This window comes from Pseudomonas sp. SJZ131, from assembly GCF_007828705.1.
GTDB lineage: Bacteria > Pseudomonadota > Gammaproteobacteria > Pseudomonadales > Pseudomonadaceae > Aquipseudomonas > Aquipseudomonas prosekii.
On record NZ_VIVC01000004.1, the window covers coordinates 640,028 to 657,064 of the forward strand.

The 17,037-nt window shown below is 61.2% G+C and carries 15 protein-coding genes; 12 read left to right on the plus strand and 3 right to left on the minus strand.

From position 1 onward, the window contains the following. Positions 1 to 45: 45 nt before the first annotated feature. Complete coding sequence (gcbA, locus tag FBY12_RS20710; RefSeq protein WP_109521921.1) at positions 46 to 1,716, minus strand: diguanylate cyclase GcbA; 1,671 nt, start codon at positions 1,714 to 1,716, stop codon at positions 46 to 48. A gap of 429 nt (positions 1,717 to 2,145) precedes the next feature. Here gcbA and FBY12_RS20715 point away from each other — a divergent pair, with 429 nt between their 5' ends. The 7 genes from FBY12_RS20715 (at position 2,146) to FBY12_RS20745 (ending at position 9,818) form a co-directional block, all read left to right on the plus strand. Next, positions 2,146 to 3,213, plus strand: coding sequence for a DUF2333 family protein (locus FBY12_RS20715; protein WP_092273852.1), 1,068 nt, complete (start codon positions 2,146 to 2,148; stop codon positions 3,211 to 3,213). Positions 3,214 to 3,216: 3 nt separating this feature from the next. Then, complete coding sequence (locus tag FBY12_RS20720; RefSeq protein WP_101208427.1) at positions 3,217 to 3,774, plus strand: NUDIX hydrolase; 558 nt, start codon at positions 3,217 to 3,219, stop codon at positions 3,772 to 3,774. A gap of 297 nt (positions 3,775 to 4,071) precedes the next feature. Continuing rightward, a complete protein-coding gene (locus tag FBY12_RS20725) occupies positions 4,072 to 4,443 on the plus strand; it encodes a translation initiation factor Sui1 (protein ID WP_145255445.1) in 372 nt (123 codons plus the stop codon). A 223-nt stretch (positions 4,444 to 4,666) separates the two neighbouring features. Continuing rightward, positions 4,667 to 6,580 carry an arginine decarboxylase gene (speA, locus tag FBY12_RS20730; RefSeq protein WP_109503697.1) on the plus strand — a complete coding sequence of 638 codons (1,914 nt, stop codon included), beginning with the start codon at positions 4,667 to 4,669 and terminating at the stop codon, positions 6,578 to 6,580. 233 nt (positions 6,581 to 6,813) lie between these two features. Then, a complete protein-coding gene (locus FBY12_RS20735; RefSeq protein ID WP_145255448.1) occupies positions 6,814 to 8,127 on the plus strand; it encodes a contractile injection system protein, VgrG/Pvc8 family in 1,314 nt (437 codons plus the stop codon). Beyond that, positions 8,124 to 8,924 (plus strand): DUF4123 domain-containing protein, encoded by an 801-nt coding sequence (locus tag FBY12_RS20740; RefSeq protein ID WP_145255451.1) that lies wholly within the window; start codon positions 8,124 to 8,126, stop codon positions 8,922 to 8,924. Before FBY12_RS20735 ends, FBY12_RS20740 begins: the two co-directional genes overlap by 4 nt. An 18-nt stretch (positions 8,925 to 8,942) precedes the next feature. Further along, complete coding sequence (locus FBY12_RS20745) at positions 8,943 to 9,818, plus strand: alpha/beta hydrolase (RefSeq protein ID WP_145255454.1); 876 nt, start codon at positions 8,943 to 8,945, stop codon at positions 9,816 to 9,818. Here FBY12_RS20745 and FBY12_RS20750 read toward each other — a convergent pair. Continuing rightward, positions 9,812 to 11,161, minus strand: a complete 1,350-nt coding sequence (locus tag FBY12_RS20750; protein WP_145255457.1) for an MATE family efflux transporter — start codon at positions 11,159 to 11,161, stop codon at positions 9,812 to 9,814. The genes FBY12_RS20745 and FBY12_RS20750 overlap by 7 nt on opposite strands. 122 nt (positions 11,162 to 11,283) lie before the next feature. Next, positions 11,284 to 11,577, minus strand: coding sequence for a hypothetical protein (locus FBY12_RS20755; protein WP_121733738.1), 294 nt, complete (start codon positions 11,575 to 11,577; stop codon positions 11,284 to 11,286). Positions 11,578 to 11,791: 214 nt separating this feature from the next. Between FBY12_RS20755 and FBY12_RS20760 the strand changes: the two genes are divergently transcribed. The 5 genes from FBY12_RS20760 to FBY12_RS20780 all read left to right on the plus strand — a co-directional run bounded on the left by FBY12_RS20760 (position 11,792) and on the right by FBY12_RS20780 (position 17,028). Continuing rightward, positions 11,792 to 12,094, plus strand: a complete 303-nt coding sequence (locus FBY12_RS20760) for a nucleotide pyrophosphohydrolase (RefSeq protein ID WP_145255460.1) — start codon at positions 11,792 to 11,794, stop codon at positions 12,092 to 12,094. Beyond that, positions 12,094 to 12,843 (plus strand): methyltransferase, encoded by a 750-nt coding sequence (locus tag FBY12_RS20765; protein ID WP_101207739.1) that lies wholly within the window; start codon positions 12,094 to 12,096, stop codon positions 12,841 to 12,843. Before FBY12_RS20760 ends, FBY12_RS20765 begins: the two co-directional genes overlap by 1 nt. 12 nt (positions 12,844 to 12,855) lie before the next feature. After that, the gene (locus tag FBY12_RS20770; RefSeq protein WP_101207740.1) at positions 12,856 to 13,482 is read left to right on the plus strand and encodes a DUF4136 domain-containing protein; all 627 of its coding nucleotides are present in this window, start codon (positions 12,856 to 12,858) and stop codon (positions 13,480 to 13,482) included. Positions 13,483 to 13,524: 42 nt separating this feature from the next. After that, on the plus strand, positions 13,525 to 14,082 hold the full coding sequence (locus FBY12_RS20775; RefSeq protein WP_121733736.1) for a DUF4136 domain-containing protein: 558 nt from the start codon (positions 13,525 to 13,527) through the stop codon (positions 14,080 to 14,082). A gap of 957 nt (positions 14,083 to 15,039) precedes the next feature. Next, entirely contained in the window at positions 15,040 to 17,028 is a 1,989-nt protein-coding gene (locus FBY12_RS20780; RefSeq protein ID WP_145255463.1) for a pilus assembly protein TadG-related protein, read from the plus strand. The last annotated feature ends 9 nt before the right edge of the window (positions 17,029 to 17,037 follow it).

A 17,037-nucleotide genomic window follows, 5' to 3' on the forward strand; every position in this document is an offset into this window, starting at 1 on the left:
CTACCAACGGCAGAATGGTAAGCGCCTGAATTTATTGCGTTTGTATTACAGGGTTATGACCGAACCAGTGAATTCCGATGAAAAAGTGGCACTTTGCTTTGACGCGTGCGCAGCTTGTACGCGGTTGCGTCCGGCGTGCTTGGCGCGGTACAGCGCTTCGTCCGCCTGGCTGGCCATCATCAGGCTGTCGGAATCTTCGCGCAGCTCAACCACCCCGGCGCTGAACGTGCACCAGAGGTCCTGCGGTTTGGCCGGGTAATGGATTTCGGCGAAGCGCTGACGGATTTCGTCGAGCACCTTGTGCGCCGATTCGACATCGGTATCGGGCATGACGATGGCGAATTCTTCGCCGCCGTAACGGCCGATGAAGTCGGTCTTGCGCAGTCGCTGTTTGAGAAACAGCGCCAGGCTTTTGATCACGCGGTCGCCCATCGGGTGGCCGTGGCTGTCGTTGACTCGTTTGAAGTGGTCGATGTCGAGCATCGCAAAACTCAGCGGCTTGTTTTCGCGGCGGGCGCGGAACGAGCAGTCTTCGAGCAATTGCAGGATGTGCGTGTGGTTGTACAAACCGGTCAGGCTGTCGCGCACCATCCGCGCCTTGAGATTGCGCGCGCGCGCCGCGCGGTTGCGCACGGTGGTAATGAGGTGACGTGGCTTGATCGGTTTGGTGAGGAAGTCGTCGCCGCCCTCGCTCATCGCGTCGAGCTGCTTGTCGAGGTCGTCTTCGGCCGACAGATAGATGATCGGCACGCTGACGTAGCGGTCGTTGTGGCGAATCACCTTGGCCAACTCGGTGCCGGTGCAGGCCGGCATGTACATGTCGAGGATGATCAGGTCGGGCTGGAAATCCGCCAGTTCAGCCATTGCCTGAATCGGCTCGATCAAGGTCCGCGTGACTATTCCTGCGCTGTTGAGCAGGCGCTCGGTGTGCAGGGCCTGGGCGCGGGAGTCGTCGATGATCAGCACTTTATAAGGTTCGTACTGCGCGACGCAGGTCAGAACTTCGATTTTCTCCAGCAGGCTCGACGCTTCGAGGGTGCCGGTGAGAAATTCCTGGCCACCGGCGCGCACTGCGGCGAGGCGGGTCGGGGTGTCGGTTTCGAGCAGGCTGAAGAACAGCAGTGGCAGCGGCTCGTCGAGCCCGACCTGGGCCTCGGCGGCCAATTGCAGGCCGACGCCGGGACCGCTGAAGTCGACATCCATGACGATCGCCGCCGGCAAGCGTTCGACCATCGAGGAGCGAAACGCCGCGACGCTGTCCAGCGATTGCGCGCTGAGCCCGAAGAATTCCAATTGTTTGGCCAGGCGCTCGGCGCGATCGTGATCTTGCAGCAGCACGTAGATCGGCTTGCGCAGTGGCGGCAGAAAAGTCTGGTCGAGTTGATCGCCGTGACGCAGGCCGGTGCGCGACAGGCGCTGCATCAAACGGTTGAGGTCGGTGATCAGGCCGCTGCTCAGGCGCCCGCGATTGGCGTCCACGGCTTCCAGCGACTGGCCGATCAGGCGCGCCAGTTGCGAGTGCTCGGGTTGTTCGAAGCGCTCGGCGAAGCGCAGCAGGCGCAGATTGGCTTCGCTCAGCTCGGACAAATCGGTGGTGGACCACTCGCTGCGTTGCAGGCGCTGCCATATCTCAAGAATCTGACGTGCCTGATGAATTACCCGCTGGGCAAAATGGTGCTTGAGGCGCTCACGGCTGGGGTCTTCTGGCTCGGTCATATCCTGACTACTAGTTAGGGTGCATGCTGAGATCGACTGGTGGCTCTATGCTAGCATCTCTTTTGGATCACATGAGTGTCGCACGTCAATAATCTCGAAAGCGACCTCATTCAGTTCGTGACCGACTGGTCGCCAAGATTCCTTGTAGCAGCTGCCGAAGGCTGCGTCCGGCGGCGAAGCCGTCGTGAAATCAGGCAGCTCGGTGCTCCAGGAAGACCTCGTGCACAGGTTTCACGACTGCTGCGCAGCCGAACGCAGCCTCGCAGGCTCGGCAGCTGCTACAAGACTGTGCTTCATTTATAGTTGGGCGGCCACGGCGCGATTGTATGGCTCGCTGTTTCGCGCGAGATTTAGGCGCGGTAATCAGCGGCACGATGGCGTAGGGTTGTGGTCGAACCGATGAACTCAAGTGATTGAAAGGATATCGCCATGCTGGACTGGAAGAACCGCGCGGGCAGTGCGCCTGAACGTGCCGCTGAACCGAAATCGGCCACCCGCAGCTATGTCAGCGGCCTGTTGTTCAGCCGAGCGCTGCTGACGCTGATTGCCATTTATCTGTTGGTGACGATTGGTTTGGGCTGGTATTGGAGCGAAGAGCCCGACCTGTTCCCGGTGCAGCAAAATGCCCAGGTCGCCGCTGAACGCGACGGTCGGCAGATGGTGGTGGGTTACACCACGGTGGAAACCCTCAAATCGGTGGCCGGCACGTTGCTGAGCAAACCGGGCGGCTACATTTCCAACGATCGTTTCCCGCCGGGCCTGTGGATGGACAACATGCCGAGCTGGGAATATGGCGTGCTGGTCCAGGTCCGCGACTTGACGCGGGCACTGCGCAAAGACTTCGCCCGTTCGCAGTCGCAGTCGGCGGAAGACGCTGATCTGGCGCGCGCTGAGCCGCGTTTCAACTTCGACAACAAGAGCTGGATCCTGCCTTCCAGCGAGTCGGAATATCAGGAAGGGATCAATTCCCTGAGCCGTTATCAGGCTCGCCTGTCGGATCCTGCACAGAAAAACGCACTGTTCTACGCCCGCGCCGACAACCTCAACAACTGGCTCGGCGATGTGGGCACACGTCTGGGTTCGTTGTCGCAACGCCTGTCCGCCAGTGTCGGTCGGGTCAAGCTCAACACTTCGCTGAAAACCGAAGTGATCGTGCCGGGACAGGTGCCGCAGGTTGACGAAGAAATCGTCGAAACCCCATGGATGCAGATCGATAACGTGTTCTACGAAGCGCGCGGTCAGGCCTGGGCCTTGTCGCATTTGCTGCGTGCCATCGAAGTCGACTTCGCCGACGTGTTGGCGAAGAAGAACGCCACGGTCAGCGTGCGCCAGATCATCCGTGAGCTGGAAGCGTCGCAAGAACCGGTGTGGAGCCCGATGATCCTCAATGGCAGCGGCTTCGGCGTGTTGGCCAACCACTCGCTGGTCATGGCCAACTACATTTCGCGGGCCAACGCGGCCGTGATCGATTTGCGTCAACTGCTCAACCAGGGCTGATAGATGGTTGATAACGCCAGAGAGGCCGCCCATCGCGCGGCCTCGGATGCTGAACAGATCGCTTGGGTCGACGAGCACGACAACCTGCTCGGCGGCCTGGTGCGCAGCGACTTGCGCGAGCGCGGGCTGATCGGGCGCGGCACCTACATCATGCTGTTCAACTCGGCCGGTGAACTGTGCGTGCACCGGCGCACGCTGAGCAAAGCCATCTATCCGGGGTTCTGGGATGTGGCGGCGGGCGGCATGGTCCAGGCCGACGAGACTTACGCCGAGTCGGCGGCCCGTGAACTCGAAGAAGAATTGGGCGTGAGCGGCGTTGAACTGACCGCTCATGACCATTTTTACTTCGAGGACAGCGAGAGTCGGCTCTGGTGTTCGGCGTTTTCGGCGGTGTGGGATGGCCCATTGATCCTGCAACCGGAAGAGGTGCTCGAAGCGCGCTTTATTCCCGTCGATCAGGTGCTTGAGGAAATCCAGCAAAAGCCTTATTGCCCGGACTCTCTGGCCGCGCTCAAGCGTTATCTCAAGGCGCAGGAAAATCACGTCGCAAAAGAGGCATGAAATGGCGCCGATTGGCTCTTAGCAAGTCGGCTTTTTGCCGTTACACTGCGCGACCTTTTCAAACTGAACCGGTATTGCTCTTTAACCGGTATTGCTCTTTGTAGGAGCGAAGCTTGCTCGCGAAGGCGGCGGCACATCCACAATGGTTGGGCCTGACACACCGCTTTCGCGAGCAAGCTTCGCTCCTGCCGGGTTTACCGGTTCAGTAGCGCTGCCCCTGCCTGAGTGGGGCTTCGCGGTCGATGGCGCCCTCCCGGGTTGCCGCGGCCAGTCTTTGTCCTCCGAAGAGGATTGCCGGTGGCCAAAAAAGCCGCATCCTTCGCCGCCCTTGGTGGCCTGGTATTTTCCACCGACGCAGGTCGTCATTGCCCCGATTGCAGCAAACCGGTGGACGCCTGTATCTGCAAACAAACCGTGATCCCGGCCGGCGACGGCATTGCCCGCGTGCGTCGCGAAAGCAAGGGCCGTGGCGGCAAAACGGTGACCACCATCACCGGCGTGCCGTTGGCCGAAGAGGCGCTCAAGGAGCTCGCCACCACGCTGAAAAAGCGTTGCGGCACCGGCGGGGCGCTGAAAGACGGAATCATTGAGATCCAGGGCGATCATGTCGAGCTACTCTTGGCCGAGCTGATCAAACACGGTTTCAAAGCGAAGAAGTCCGGCGGCTAGCAGCCTCTGTGAAAACCACCCTCGGCTTGATCCAGCCTCGAATGCACGCGGGACTGGCGTCGCCCACATGGTTTTCACAGAGCCTGTTATGACCGGTTACTAAACTCAGCGCTGAATGTGAGGTCTATGGCCCTTACATGCAGGCTAATCGTCATTTTCACTCTTTAGACTGCGCCGGCCTGAACCCAGGCGACGCTCTATGACTTCTTTATAGGGGACTTCAATGTCCGTACGACGCACACGCAAAGACGATGGCAGCCAATGGACAGTTGCGGACAGCCGCAGTGTTTACGGGATCCGCCATTGGGGGGCCGGATATTTCGCGATCAATGAAGCCGGTCGCGTAGAAGTCCGTCCGAACGGTCCGACCAGTTCGCCTATCGACCTCTTCGAACAAGTCGACCTGCTGCGCAAAAGCGGCTTGTCCTTGCCGTTGCTGGTGCGTTTCCCGGACATCCTGCAAGACCGCGTGCGTCAGCTGACGGGCGCCTTCGATTCGAACATCGAGCGTCTTGAGTACCAGAGCAAATACACCGCGCTGTACCCGATCAAGGTCAACCAGCAGGAAGCGGTGATCGAGAACATCATCGCCACCCAGAACGTTTCCATCGGTCTGGAAGCCGGCTCCAAGCCTGAACTGCTGGCCGTGCTGGCATTGGCGCCGAAGGGCGGCACCATCGTCTGCAACGGTTACAAGGACCGCGAGTTCATCCGTCTGGCGCTGATCGGGCAGAAACTCGGCCATAACGTGTTCATCGTCATCGAGAAAGAATCCGAAGTTGAGCTGGTGATTGAAGAAGCCGCCTCGCTGAAGGTCAAGCCGCAGGTTGGCTTGCGCGTACGCCTGTCGTCGCTGGCATCGTCGAAGTGGGCGGACACCGGCGGCGAGAAATCCAAATTCGGTCTGTCGGCGGCGCAGTTGCTGTCGGTGGTCGAGCGTTTCCGCGCTGCCGGCCTCGACCAGGGCATTCGCCTGCTGCACTTCCACATGGGTTCGCAGATTGCCAACCTGGCTGATTACCAGCATGGCTTCAAGGAAGCGATCCGTTATTACGGCGAATTGCGCAACCTTGGCCTGCCGGTCGATCACATCGACGTCGGTGGCGGTTTGGGCGTCGACTACGACGGTACGCACTCGCGTAATGCCAGTTCGATCAACTACGACATGGACGATTACGCCGGTGTAGTGGTTGGCATGCTCAAGGAATTCTGCGACGCGCAGAGCCTGCCGCACCCGAACATCTTCTCCGAAAGCGGCCGTTCCCTGACCGCGCACCACGCCATGCTGGTGGTGCAAGTCACCGACGTCGAGAAACACAACGACGACGTGCCGAAGATCGAAAACAAGGAAGAACTGCCGGAAACCGTGCAGTGGCTGGTGGACCTGCTGGGCCCGACCGACATTGAAATGGTCACCGAAACCTACTGGCGCGCCACGCACTACATGAGTGACATCGCCGCCCAGTACGCCGATGGCAAGCTGACCCTGGCACAGAAGGCCTTGGCCGAGCAGTGCTATTTCGCCGTGTGCCGTCGTTTGCACAATTCGTTGAAAGCGCGTCAGCGTTCGCACCGCCAAGTGCTCGACGAACTCAACGACAAGCTCGCCGACAAGTACATCTGCAACTTCTCGGTCTTCCAGAGCCTGCCGGACACCTGGGCCATCGGCCAGGTACTGCCGATCCTGCCGCTGCACCGTCTCGACGAAGAGCCGCTGCGCCGCGCGGTATTGCAGGACCTGACCTGCGACTCCGACGGCAAGATCAAGCAATACGTCGACGAGCAAAGCATCGAGACCAGCCTGCCGGTCCACGGTTTGAATGAGGGCGAAGACTACCTGCTAGGTATTTTCCTGGTCGGCGCTTATCAGGAAATCCTCGGCGACATGCACAACCTGTTCGGTGACACCGATTCGGTGAACATCTACCAGAACGACGATGGCAGCGTTTACCACGCCGGTATCGAGACCCACGACACCATCGAAGACATGCTGCGTTACGTGCATTTGTCGCCGGAAGAGTTGATGACTCACTACCGCGACAAGTGCGCCAGCGCGCGCATCACTGCCGGCGAGCGCACGCAGTTCCTCGACGCTCTGCGTCTGGGCCTGACCCGTTCTTCCTACCTCTCTTCCTGAGGTAAGGCAGCGTTTCACCGGGTTGTCTGAATGTGTCCCGCGCTTAGTGGGAAATTTCAGATGACCTGGTGCGACGATTCGTTGTTTTGACGCGAAATAACTGACTTCAACGGCTATTAAAGCGATGTGGTCTTCTTTTCACGTAGGTCATTTCCTAAGTTGTATTTCGGCACTCTACGCGGCCATGTCTCTCAGCGAGAATCCCCAGCCGCCCCTCCAGTAGAGAATCGCCGATGTTCGATCCAGTCAACGAACCGTTATTTCGTCTGGATGTCGCGGGCCTGCCCGACGCCTTTGAGGTCCTGGCCTTTACCGGCAATGAAGCCATCAGCGAACCGTTTGTGTTCGAGGTGGAGTTACTCATCAATGACCCCTCCCTTGACCTCGCCAGCCTGCTGTACCGCGCAGCGTTTTTGCACTTCGACGCTTCGGGAAACGGTATCCACGGCCAATTTCATCAAATCGAACAACGCGAGCATGGCCACGCTTCGCGGCTGTGTCGGGTGCGCATGGGGCCGAAACTGGCGTGCCTGGGCCAGCGCTTCAGCCAACGGATTTTCAGTGCGCGCTCGGTGCCGCAGATACTTGGCCAAGTGCTCAAGGAGCACGGGATTGTCGGCAAGGATTGGCGTCTGCAATTGAGCGCGGAGTATCCGGTGCGGGACTTGTGCACGCAGTATCGCGAGTCGGATCTGCAGTTTTTCCAGCGTCTGTGCGCCGAAGAAGGTCTGCACTACCACTTCGAACATTCCCGGCGCGGGCATTGCCTGATAGTCAGTGACGCTCAGGCGCCTTCGGAAACTGCTGAAGAACTGGTCTTCCACGAACACGGAGACCCGGTGTTGCTCAGCCGATTTGAAGTGCAAATGGGCGTGCAAAAGGTCCCGGTAACTGAGGGCTCTACCGAGTTGGCGACGTTGCGCAGCGGTCAATTGATGCCGCTGTCCACTGAGCCATTCAACCAGCGCAATCGCCTGTGGCGGCTGATCGAAGTTGAACATCGCGGCACCCAGGAACCCGAGTTTTCCTACGCCAATACGATCCGAGCGATTCCCTGCGAGGCGCCGTTGATCACGCCGCAGCGGTTGGCGAAGCCGCGCATGCTCAGCCTGCAAAGGGCTTGGGTGGTGGAGGTCGAAGAACTGCGTCCCGATCCGTCTCGACCGATTGCCGTGCAGTTCGACTGGCTCTATCAGGGCGAGGGCGCCAAATCCGATCACTGTTGGCTGGCGTTGGCGCCCGAATTGCAAAGTGCGGCGTTTGCGTCATGGCCGGCGGGGACTGAAGTGGTGGTCAGCTTCATCGGCGGCGATCCGGATCAACCGCTGATCACCGGCCTGCTCAACAGCCCGTTAGCCATCGACGCAATTGAACCGCCGATGCCGCTGCCCAGCGAGGCGCCCGACGGTTTGCTGGCCTTGCTGCAATCGAGCGAACCCTTGGTGTTGCTGTGTTTGCTGCCCGGCGGCGGCAGTTTTCGGCATTGTCCGGAAACTGTCTGCACCTGCCGGGCCGCTACGCTGTTTGGCCAGAGCGGTGCGGCATGATCGGCGTGCAGACGCCGGCGGCGGCCACGCATTGGTTGCTGCTGGATGTGCCGGGTGCGCCGCGAATGGCGGCGCTGTTGCAGGATCAATTCGTCGGTTTGCGCTGCTTCTGGCTGTTCGAAGGCACCGAGCTGCATCCGCTGCGCGAACAAGGTCCGGCGCTGGTCGAATTGCGCGATCAGGCGCAATTGCTCGAGCGCTGCTACGCCGAGCCGCGTGCGTGGCAAGGTCTGCTGCTGGAAAGTGACGCCTCGGTGGCGCAATTGCTCGCGCACCTGCGGCGCATGCTGATGGTCAGCGTCGGCCTGCACCATCGGGCGTTGCTCAATTATTACAATCCGCACTGCGCGAGCTATTTCTTCGATGCCTGCGATGCCGAGGAATTGACCCGCTGGCTTGGGCCGATCAGCCAGTTACGCTGGTTTGGCGGCACTTGGGCTGATCTCGCGATTGGCAGTCAGGGCTGGCAGCAACTGGTCAATCCGCAATTACCGGTGAGCCCTCTGGCCATCGAGGAAAACCTCAGCGTTCGCCAGCAGGAAAGACTGCAGTGTTGTTTGCTCGAGCAACACACTTGGCATTGGAGTCGATCCACTGGCACTGATTACAACCGCCTGTGGTCCCATGTTCAGGAAGGCCTGGCGCTGGGCTTCAGCGAGCGGCCGGTGCTGGATGACTGGTTGTGGTTGCGCCTGCAATGCCCCGATGCGCTGCCCGAGCAGGCCTTTCTGCCGGGGCTGGGCCAGCGCGAACGACTTGAGCACCTGCGCCGGTTCTGGCAGGGCGATTTTCCCTGATAACGAGGATTCACCCACATGGCGAGCGCAATCCGGCAACTGTTCACGGCTTTGATCGGCGCGACATTATTAACCGCGCTGGCCGCGTGCTCGCCGCTGAAAACCTTGAATGCACTGACCCCCGACGACACGTTCGACAAGACCGAAGGCATCGCTTACGGCAGCGATCCACGGCAAAAACTCGATGTGTATACGCCCAAACAGCACGTAGCGAATGCGCCGGTGGTGGTGTTTTTTTATGGCGGCAGTTGGAACAGCGGCTCGCGCAGCGACTACAGCTTTGTCGGCGAGGCGCTCGCGTCTCGTGGCATCGTCGTGGTGCTGGCGGATTATCGTTTGTATCCGCAGGTGCGTTATCCGCTGTTTCTGGACGACAGCGCCAGCGCGGTGGCCTGGGCTCACGCGCACATTGGCGAGTTTTCCGGCGACCCGAAACGGCTGTTCGTGATGGGCCACAGTTCCGGCGCTTACAACGCGGCGATGCTGGCGCTGGAGCCGAAATTGCTCGGCGCGCAGGGCATGTCGCCGAAGGATTTGAGTGGCTGGATCGGCCTGGCCGGGCCGTATGATTTTCTGCCGATCGAGAATCCACAGGTGCGCCCAGTGTTTTTCTGGCCGAACTCGCCGCCGCAGTCGCAGCCGATCAATCTGGTGCGGCATGGCGCGCCGCCGGCGTTACTGATGGCGGCCACCGAGGACAAATTGGTCGACCCGACGCGCAATACCGCAGGCCTGGCGAGCAAGCTGCGGGCGGCGGGCGTGCCGGTGCAGGATCGTTATTACTCGCGCACCGGCCACGCCACGCTGGTCGCGACGCTGTCGCGGCCGATGCGTGGTTTGGCGCCGGTGCTGGAGGAAATCAGCGTGTTCGTCAAAACCGCGCCGGCTCAGTGAGCGCGGCCGCTGAACCAGCCATCGTTGCGCTGCAGATACCAGGCAATCATGCCGAGCGTCACGCTGCGCAGCACCATGAACAGCAGGAAAGTTATCCACAAGCCGTGGTTGCCCAGACCTTGCAGCGCCCAGGCGAATGGCAGCAGCAACAGCACCGTGAGCAGCATGCCGTTGCGCATTTCCCGGGCGCGGGTGGCGCCGATGAACAAGCCGTCGAGCAGGTAACTCGAGACTGCGATCAGCGGCAGGGCGGCGAGGTACGGCAGGTAAATGAACGCAGTGTCGCGCACGCTCTGAATGTCGGTTTGCATCTCGATAAACAAGTGCCCGGCCAACAGGAACAGCACGGCGAAACCGACGCTGGCGATCAGTGACCAGCCTGCGGCAACTACCAGTGACCGGCGCAACGCTTGCCGATCACGCGCACCGATGGCGTGCCCGCACAGGGCTTCGACCGCATGGGCGAGGCCGTCGAGGGCGTGCGCGGTCAGCAGCAAACCGTTGAGCAGCAGCGCATTCGCCGCCACCGTCGCATCGCCGAGCCGCGCGCCTTGCACGGTGATCAGGAAAAACACCGATTGCAGCGCGAGGCTGCGAATGAAGATGTCGCGGTTCACCGCCAGCAACGGGCGCCAGCTCTGCCACAGCTTCAGCGCTGCCCAGGCAATGTGGCCGGGGTAGGCGCGCAGGGCTTTGCGGGTCATCAGCAGGCCGATCAGTGCGCCAGTCCATTCGGCGATCACCGAGGCGCGAGCCGAACCGACCACGCCCCAATCCAGCCCGAGAACGAACCACAAATTGAGCGCGATGTTGACCAGGTTGGTGCTTAGCAGAATCGCCAGCGGCGCCCGCGCGTTCTGGGTGCCGAGGAACCAGCCGACCAGCGCATAACTGGCCAGCGCGGCGGGGAGGCCGAAAAGTCGGGTGTGGAAAAACTCGCGGGTCAGTTGGTCGAGTTCCGCCGACGGTTGCATGAAGTGCAGCGCGATACCGCTCAACGGCACGCCGAGCGCGCCGAGCACAATCGCCAGACCCAGCGCCAGCAGCAGACCTTGCAGCAGCACTTGGCGCAACGCCGCGCCATCCCCGCGCCCGGCGGCCTGGGCGGCGAAACCGGTGGAGCCCATGCGCAGAAAACCCATGGCCCACGCCAGAAAGGTGTACAGGTTGGCGCCGACCGCGACGGCGCCCAGTTGATGGGCATGCGGCAAGTGGCCGATCACGGTGCTGTCGACCAGCGCCACCAGCGGTACGGAAATATTCGAGAGAATCATCGGCGCCGCGAGTGCCCAGACCTTGCGGTGGGTTTTGCGGTCGCGCCAGTCGGCGATCAGGTTGGACATGCAGGCTCCTTGGTGGAGCGGCATTGTAACGGCAGATATCGATCAGAGAATGCAGATCGTTCCGGCGCAGTGCGCTGGAACGATCAGGTGCAGGGGGAGGGGAAAGGGAAAGGGTGAGAGCGCTAGTGAATGATCCAGCTCAGCAACCACAACCCCAGCAGCAACCAGATGATCCCCATGATGATCGACGCATTCATGAACGCGCGGATGGCTGACCACAGCAGCATCAGCCCGACGATCAACGCGATGATGCTGATGATCGACGTGTCCATCCCCAGCGTGCGCGACAGCCCTTCAACGAAGTTGCCGCCGGCGTTGCTCAGCAGATTGAACAGGCCACTGAGGCCGTCGACGATAAAACGGATGACCGAACCGATTGCCTGGCCGAGCCATTCAAAAAAACTTTCTACCTGCATGTGGGCGTCCTGATGAGAGTGGTGGCACGGTTGCCGCGCCTAGGCTTGGGCCATGGATCGCGGTGCCGAGTTCCCTGAGCCCGGCATCGGCTGAGTATGGCGCAAAGATCCACGCCTTCGCGAGCAAGCTTCGCTCCCACCAGTGCGCCAGCGACTTGCGACACTTGCCTTCACCCGTCATCCCCCCGAAGCTATACGCCTTCAGGAGAGCCCGATGAACCTTGTTGAACTGACCGAACGCCTGCACGCCATCCGTGATCGCAATGACTGGCGGCAATTTCACAGCCCGAAAAACCTCGCCATGGCCGCGAGTGTGGAAATGTCCGAGCTGGTGGAAATCTTCCAGTGGCTCAGCGAAGACCAGTCGCGCCAGTTGCCTGCCGATAAACTCGCCCACGCCGGGCAGGAAGTCGGCGACATCGTGCTTTATCTACTATTGCTGTGCAGCGAGTTGGGGGTGGACATGAACGAAGTGGTGCGCAGCAAACTCGCGGACAGCGAACGGCGGTTCAGCTGATGAGCGACCGTCATTTCGATCAATTGGCGACGCGTTTCGCCGAAAAAATCTACGGCGGGGCCAAAGGCGCGATTCGCCTGGCGGTGCTGCAAGCCGACCTCGCCGAAACCTTGCCCGAGCGCCCGCTGCGTGTCCTCGATATTGGCGCCGGTCTGGGCCACATGTCGCTATGGCTGGCCGAGCGCGGGCATGACGTGACCCTCGCCGAACCCGCCGAGCCGATGCTCGAAGGCGCGCGCCAGCGTTTCGCCGACGCCGGGCAGAGCGCGACGTTTATTCAGGCGCCGTGGCAGGATCTGCTCGGGCAGCTCACCGAACCCTATGACTTGGTGCTGTGTCACGCCGTGCTCGAATGGCTGGCCGAGCCGCATGCGATCCTCCCGGTATTGCACCAGTTGACCAAGCACGACGGCTGGTTATCTCTGGCGTTCTACAACCGCGACGCGCTGATCTACCGCAATCTGCTCAAAGGGCATTTTCGCAAGATGCGCAAAAATGACATGGCCGGCGAGAAGCAGAGCCTGACCCCGCAGCAGCCTCTTGATCCGCGCGAACTTGCGGCGCAACTTGAGGGTTTGTGGCGGGTCGAAACTCAGAGCGGGGTCCGGGTTTTCCACGACTACATGCCGGTGGAGTTCCAGGCCCGCGCCGAATTGGTGGACTTGCTGGAAATGGAGCTGGCCCACCGTCGTCACCCAGGTTTTGCCGGGCTTGGGCGCTATTTGCACTGGATCTGTCGGCCGATCTGATCGGAGAACGAAATGAACGCGCGTTCCGGGTTATTGCTGATGTGTCTGGGGTTAGCCGCCTGTCAGGGCAGTAACCCTTACGTGGCCACGTCGAAACCCTTGCCGCCGGCGCCGCCACAAGCGGCGACCACGTTTGACCGCAGCGCTTATCCCGCGCCACCACGCGATTACGGGCGCTACCGCAGTTGGGCGTGGCTCAACGGGCGCCTGCCGCCGGGCACCGCGTGGGCGGATTCGGCGCAAGTCGCGGAAGCGGTGAGCAATGCGCTGGACCAGCGCGGGTTGCGCCCGCTGCACGATAACCGGCCGGCGGACCTGTTCGTCAGCGCCGCGCTGCACCTGGAAACCCGTTTGCGTCAGGTGCAGGACGACTATGGTTATTACGGTGGCGGTTATGGTGGCGGCTATGGCGGCTACAACCGGTACGGCAGTGGTTACGGCATGTACAACACGGTACCGATCGTGCGCACGTATGAAGAACAGGTCGTCGTGGTGCGGGTTGATCTGTTTGACGCCGGCACCGGCCAACCGGTGTGGAGCGCCAGCGCCGAGACCAGCAATCGCAGCAGTCAGAGCCAGCGCGCGGAGGCGATTCGCGAGGCTGTGGAAAAAGCCATGGCGGCGTATCCTCCCAGTTGAGAATAATTCCCACAGGTTGATGTCTGCCACCGGAGAACCATCATGTTCCGTCCTCTCGCTGTAATGGCTGTCGCCCTGCTGCTCAGTGCCTGCGCTGGCCGCCAGGTCAATCATGACTTCGACGCCAGCCGCGATTTTGCTGCGTATCGCAGTTGGAGCTGGAAGGACCCGGCGCTGCAATACCGTCCCGATGATCCTCGGATCAAAAGTGATCTGACCGAACAGCGGATCCGTCAGGCGGTGTCCGATCAGCTCGATCAACGCGGTTTGCGCCCGGCCGGCGCGGGGCAGAAGGGTGATGTAAATGTGCAGGCCTACTTGATCGTCGAAGATCGTCAGCAGCAGGTGACGACCAATTACGGCGGCGGCTGGGGTGGCCCGTGGAACGGCTATTGGGGCGCGCCGATGTACAACGAAACGCGCAACATCACTTATAAAGTGGCAACCATCCAGGTCGATTTGCTCGACGGCAAGGACGGCAAACTGGTCTGGCGCGGCAGCGACGAGCAAATGCTCAGCAGCTCCCCCAACCCCACCGACCGCGCCAACGCCGTACGCGAAACCGTCGGCCGAATCCTCGCCAACTACCCCCCGCACTGATCACCCACCCTGTAGGAGCGATGCTTGCTCGCGAAAGCGGTGTGTCATTCCCAGATAATTGGCCTGACGCACCGCCATCGCGAGCAAGCTCAGCTCCTACAGGTATTGCGTCGTGCACAAATCCCTCACCCACCACTAGCTGTAGGAGCAAAGCTTGCTCGCGAAAGCGGTGTGTCAGTCCCAGATATTGACCTGACCCGACGCCATCGCGAGCAAGCTTAGCTCCTACAGGAATTGCGTCGTGCACAAATCCCTCACCCACCACTGAACTGTGGGAGCAAAGCTTGCTCGCGATAGCGGTGTGTCATTCCCAAATATTTGCCCGACCCACCGCTTTCGCGAGCAAGCTCAGCTCCTACAGGAATTGCGTCGTGCACAAATCCCTCAACCACCACTGAACTGTAGGAGCAAAGCTTGCTCGCGAAAGCGGTGTGTCATTCCCAGATATTGACCTGACCCGACGCCATCGCGAGCAAGCTCAGCTCCTACAGGAATTGCGTCGTGCACAAATCCCTCACCCACCACTGAGCTGTGGGAGCAAAGCTTGCTCGCGAAAGCGGTGTGTCATTCCCAGATAATTACCTGACCCACCGCTTTCGCGAGCAAGCTCAGCTCCCACACAGATTTCCGCCCACCACAAATCCCTTGTAGGAGTGAGCCTGCTCGCGATGACGTCAATCCAGACACAGCTGTTTCGACTGACCCACCGCTTTCGCGAGCAAGCTCAGCTCCTACAGGGATCTGCGTCGTGCACAAATCCCTCAATCACCTCTGAACTGTAGGAGCAAAGCTTGCTCGCGAAAGCGGTGTGTCATTCCCAGCTAATTGGCCTGACCCACCGCCATCGCGAGCAAGCTCAGCTCCTACAGGGATTCGTGTTGCGCCCACATTCCGCGTCTACACTGCATTGCATCAATGGAGGCAGCACTTGTGGGTGCGCCAGCGAAGGAGTGCGCGATGTTGCGGTTTCGCGGTCCGGCCCGGCAGCGCGGGGCTATCGGTTTGGTGGCGGCGGTGACGCTGGGGCTGGCGCTGCTGTTGATGCTGCTGGTGGTCGACACCGGACGGCTCTATTTGGAGCAGCGCAAATTGCAGCGCGTGGTCGACACTGCCGCGCTGGAGGCCGTCAGTCGCGGCGGCAATTGCCTGGCCGGCCTCAGCGCGGCCAATTTCGCCCGGCAAAGCGCTACGCGCAACGGCTTCCCGGTCGAGACCGGCAACAGCCTCGCCACCACCTGCGGCACGCTCGTCACCGCAGCTAGCGGATTGCGCACCTTCACCCTCGACGCCACCCAGGCTGCCGCGATCAAAGTCGTCGCCAGCCACACCCTCACCAACAGTTTCGCCGGCGGCATCCAGGCGCTGTTCAGCGGCGCGCCGGCCAGCCTCACCACGCAACTGAATGCCTCCGCCGTCGCCGCCAAACCGCTGCCCACCGTCGCCCAACTGAACATCCGCAGCACGCTGCTCAACATCAGCACCGCGCAATCGAACATCCTCAATCCGTTATTCAGCGCATTGCTCGGCGGCAACGTCAGCCTGACGGCGGCAGGCTGGAACGGGCTGCTCAACACCGACGTCAACCTGCTCGGCTATCTCGATCAACTGGCGATCAGACTCAACGTCGCGGCCGGTGACTACACGCAACTGCTCAACACCCAAACCACCGTCACCCAGTTGATCCAGGCCGCCGTCAGCGCCGTGCAACTCAACGGCGCCACCGCCGAGGTATTGGCCGCACTCGGTAACCTGCAAGTCGCGGCGACCGCCAATGCCACGCAGATCAAGCTCGGCGACATCCTGCAATTGCAGACCGGCACACCCGACGCAGGGCTGGACGCCAACGTGCAATTGCTGCAACTGATTCAAGGCGTGGTGCAATTGGCCAACAGCAAAAGTGCGGTGGCCGCGACGTTGCCGGTCAACGTGTTGGGCCTGGCCAATGTCACCGTGCGGGTCAAAGTGATCGAGCCGGCGCAATTCTCCGCGATCGGCAATCCGGCGCTGGCCAAAGCCGATCCGCTGGGGGCCAATCGCATTTACGTGCGCACCGCCCAAGTGCGCACGCTGATCTCGCTCAACCTGCCGGTGCTGACCGGCGTCACCGGTTTGACCAACGCCGTGCTCGGACTGGTCGGCACATTGACCCCAACGCTCAACAGCCTGCTCAGCCTCAACCTCGCGGCCACCATCAATTCCGCGCTGTGCCTGCTCGGCGCCGGTTGCGAGCAACTCGATCCGCGATTACTGCCGACCCCGCAAATCGACATCAGCCTCGATGCCGGCGGCGCCGTCAGCTACGTCACCGATTTCAGTTGCCCGGTCGGCAGCGGCGGGAGCAAAAGCCTGACCGCGCACACCGTCACCTCATTGGCCGACCTCAAGGTCGGCAAAATCGACGCAACCCACGCGTTTTCATCCTCCGCTGCACCGACCGTCACGCCGTTGCCGCTGATCGACTTGGGCATCTGGACCTGCCGCAAAATCCTCGGTATCGGCACCTGCGGCCCGGCGCGTGCCGCTTTTGCCGGCGGCGGCATCGCGATCATGGCGCAGAGCAGCGTCGGCCAGAACAGTCAGGATTTGCTCTACTCCAGCACCACGCCGTTCGCGGCCCCGGCCAACCTCAAACTGGCGCCGAGCATTCAGGCCGTCGCACCGACGACCAACATCGTCGCCAGCCTGGCGAACACCCTCGCGGGGATCAATCTGATCGTCTACAAACCGGTCGGCAGCAACCCGCTGGGGTCAATTATCGCGGGCGTCGGCGGTCTGATCAGCGACGTCAGCAACATCCTCCAACCGCTGATCAGCAATCTGCTGAACCCGCTGCTCGACCCATTGCTGAACAATTTGCTCAAAGGTCTGGGGATCAATCTGATGGACGTCGAGGTCGGCGCCAACATGACCTGCGGCCAGACCGGCAGGGCCTATCTGGTGATTTAGTCGCGCGCA

Coding starts and splice junctions, on each gene's coding strand:
- FBY12_RS20770 (WP_101207740.1), top strand. CDS start 12,856: ATGAACGCGCGTTCCGGGTTATTGCTGATGTGTCTGGGGTTAGCCGCC.
- FBY12_RS20735 (WP_145255448.1), top strand. CDS start 6,814: ATGTTCGATCCAGTCAACGAACCGTTATTTCGTCTGGATGTCGCGGGC.
- FBY12_RS20755 (WP_121733738.1), bottom strand. CDS start 11,577: ATGCAGGTAGAAAGTTTTTTTGAATGGCTCGGCCAGGCAATCGGTTCG.
- gcbA (WP_109521921.1), bottom strand. CDS start 1,716: ATGACCGAGCCAGAAGACCCCAGCCGTGAGCGCCTCAAGCACCATTTT.
- FBY12_RS20780 (WP_145255463.1), top strand. CDS start 15,040: ATGTTGCGGTTTCGCGGTCCGGCCCGGCAGCGCGGGGCTATCGGTTTG.
- FBY12_RS20750 (WP_145255457.1), bottom strand. CDS start 11,161: ATGTCCAACCTGATCGCCGACTGGCGCGACCGCAAAACCCACCGCAAG.
- FBY12_RS20775 (WP_121733736.1), top strand. CDS start 13,525: ATGTTCCGTCCTCTCGCTGTAATGGCTGTCGCCCTGCTGCTCAGTGCC.
- speA (WP_109503697.1), top strand. CDS start 4,667: ATGTCCGTACGACGCACACGCAAAGACGATGGCAGCCAATGGACAGTT.
- FBY12_RS20760 (WP_145255460.1), top strand. CDS start 11,792: ATGAACCTTGTTGAACTGACCGAACGCCTGCACGCCATCCGTGATCGC.
- FBY12_RS20745 (WP_145255454.1), top strand. CDS start 8,943: ATGGCGAGCGCAATCCGGCAACTGTTCACGGCTTTGATCGGCGCGACA.
- FBY12_RS20740 (WP_145255451.1), top strand. CDS start 8,124: ATGATCGGCGTGCAGACGCCGGCGGCGGCCACGCATTGGTTGCTGCTG.
- FBY12_RS20715 (WP_092273852.1), top strand. CDS start 2,146: ATGCTGGACTGGAAGAACCGCGCGGGCAGTGCGCCTGAACGTGCCGCT.
- FBY12_RS20765 (WP_101207739.1), top strand. CDS start 12,094: ATGAGCGACCGTCATTTCGATCAATTGGCGACGCGTTTCGCCGAAAAA.
- FBY12_RS20720 (WP_101208427.1), top strand. CDS start 3,217: ATGGTTGATAACGCCAGAGAGGCCGCCCATCGCGCGGCCTCGGATGCT.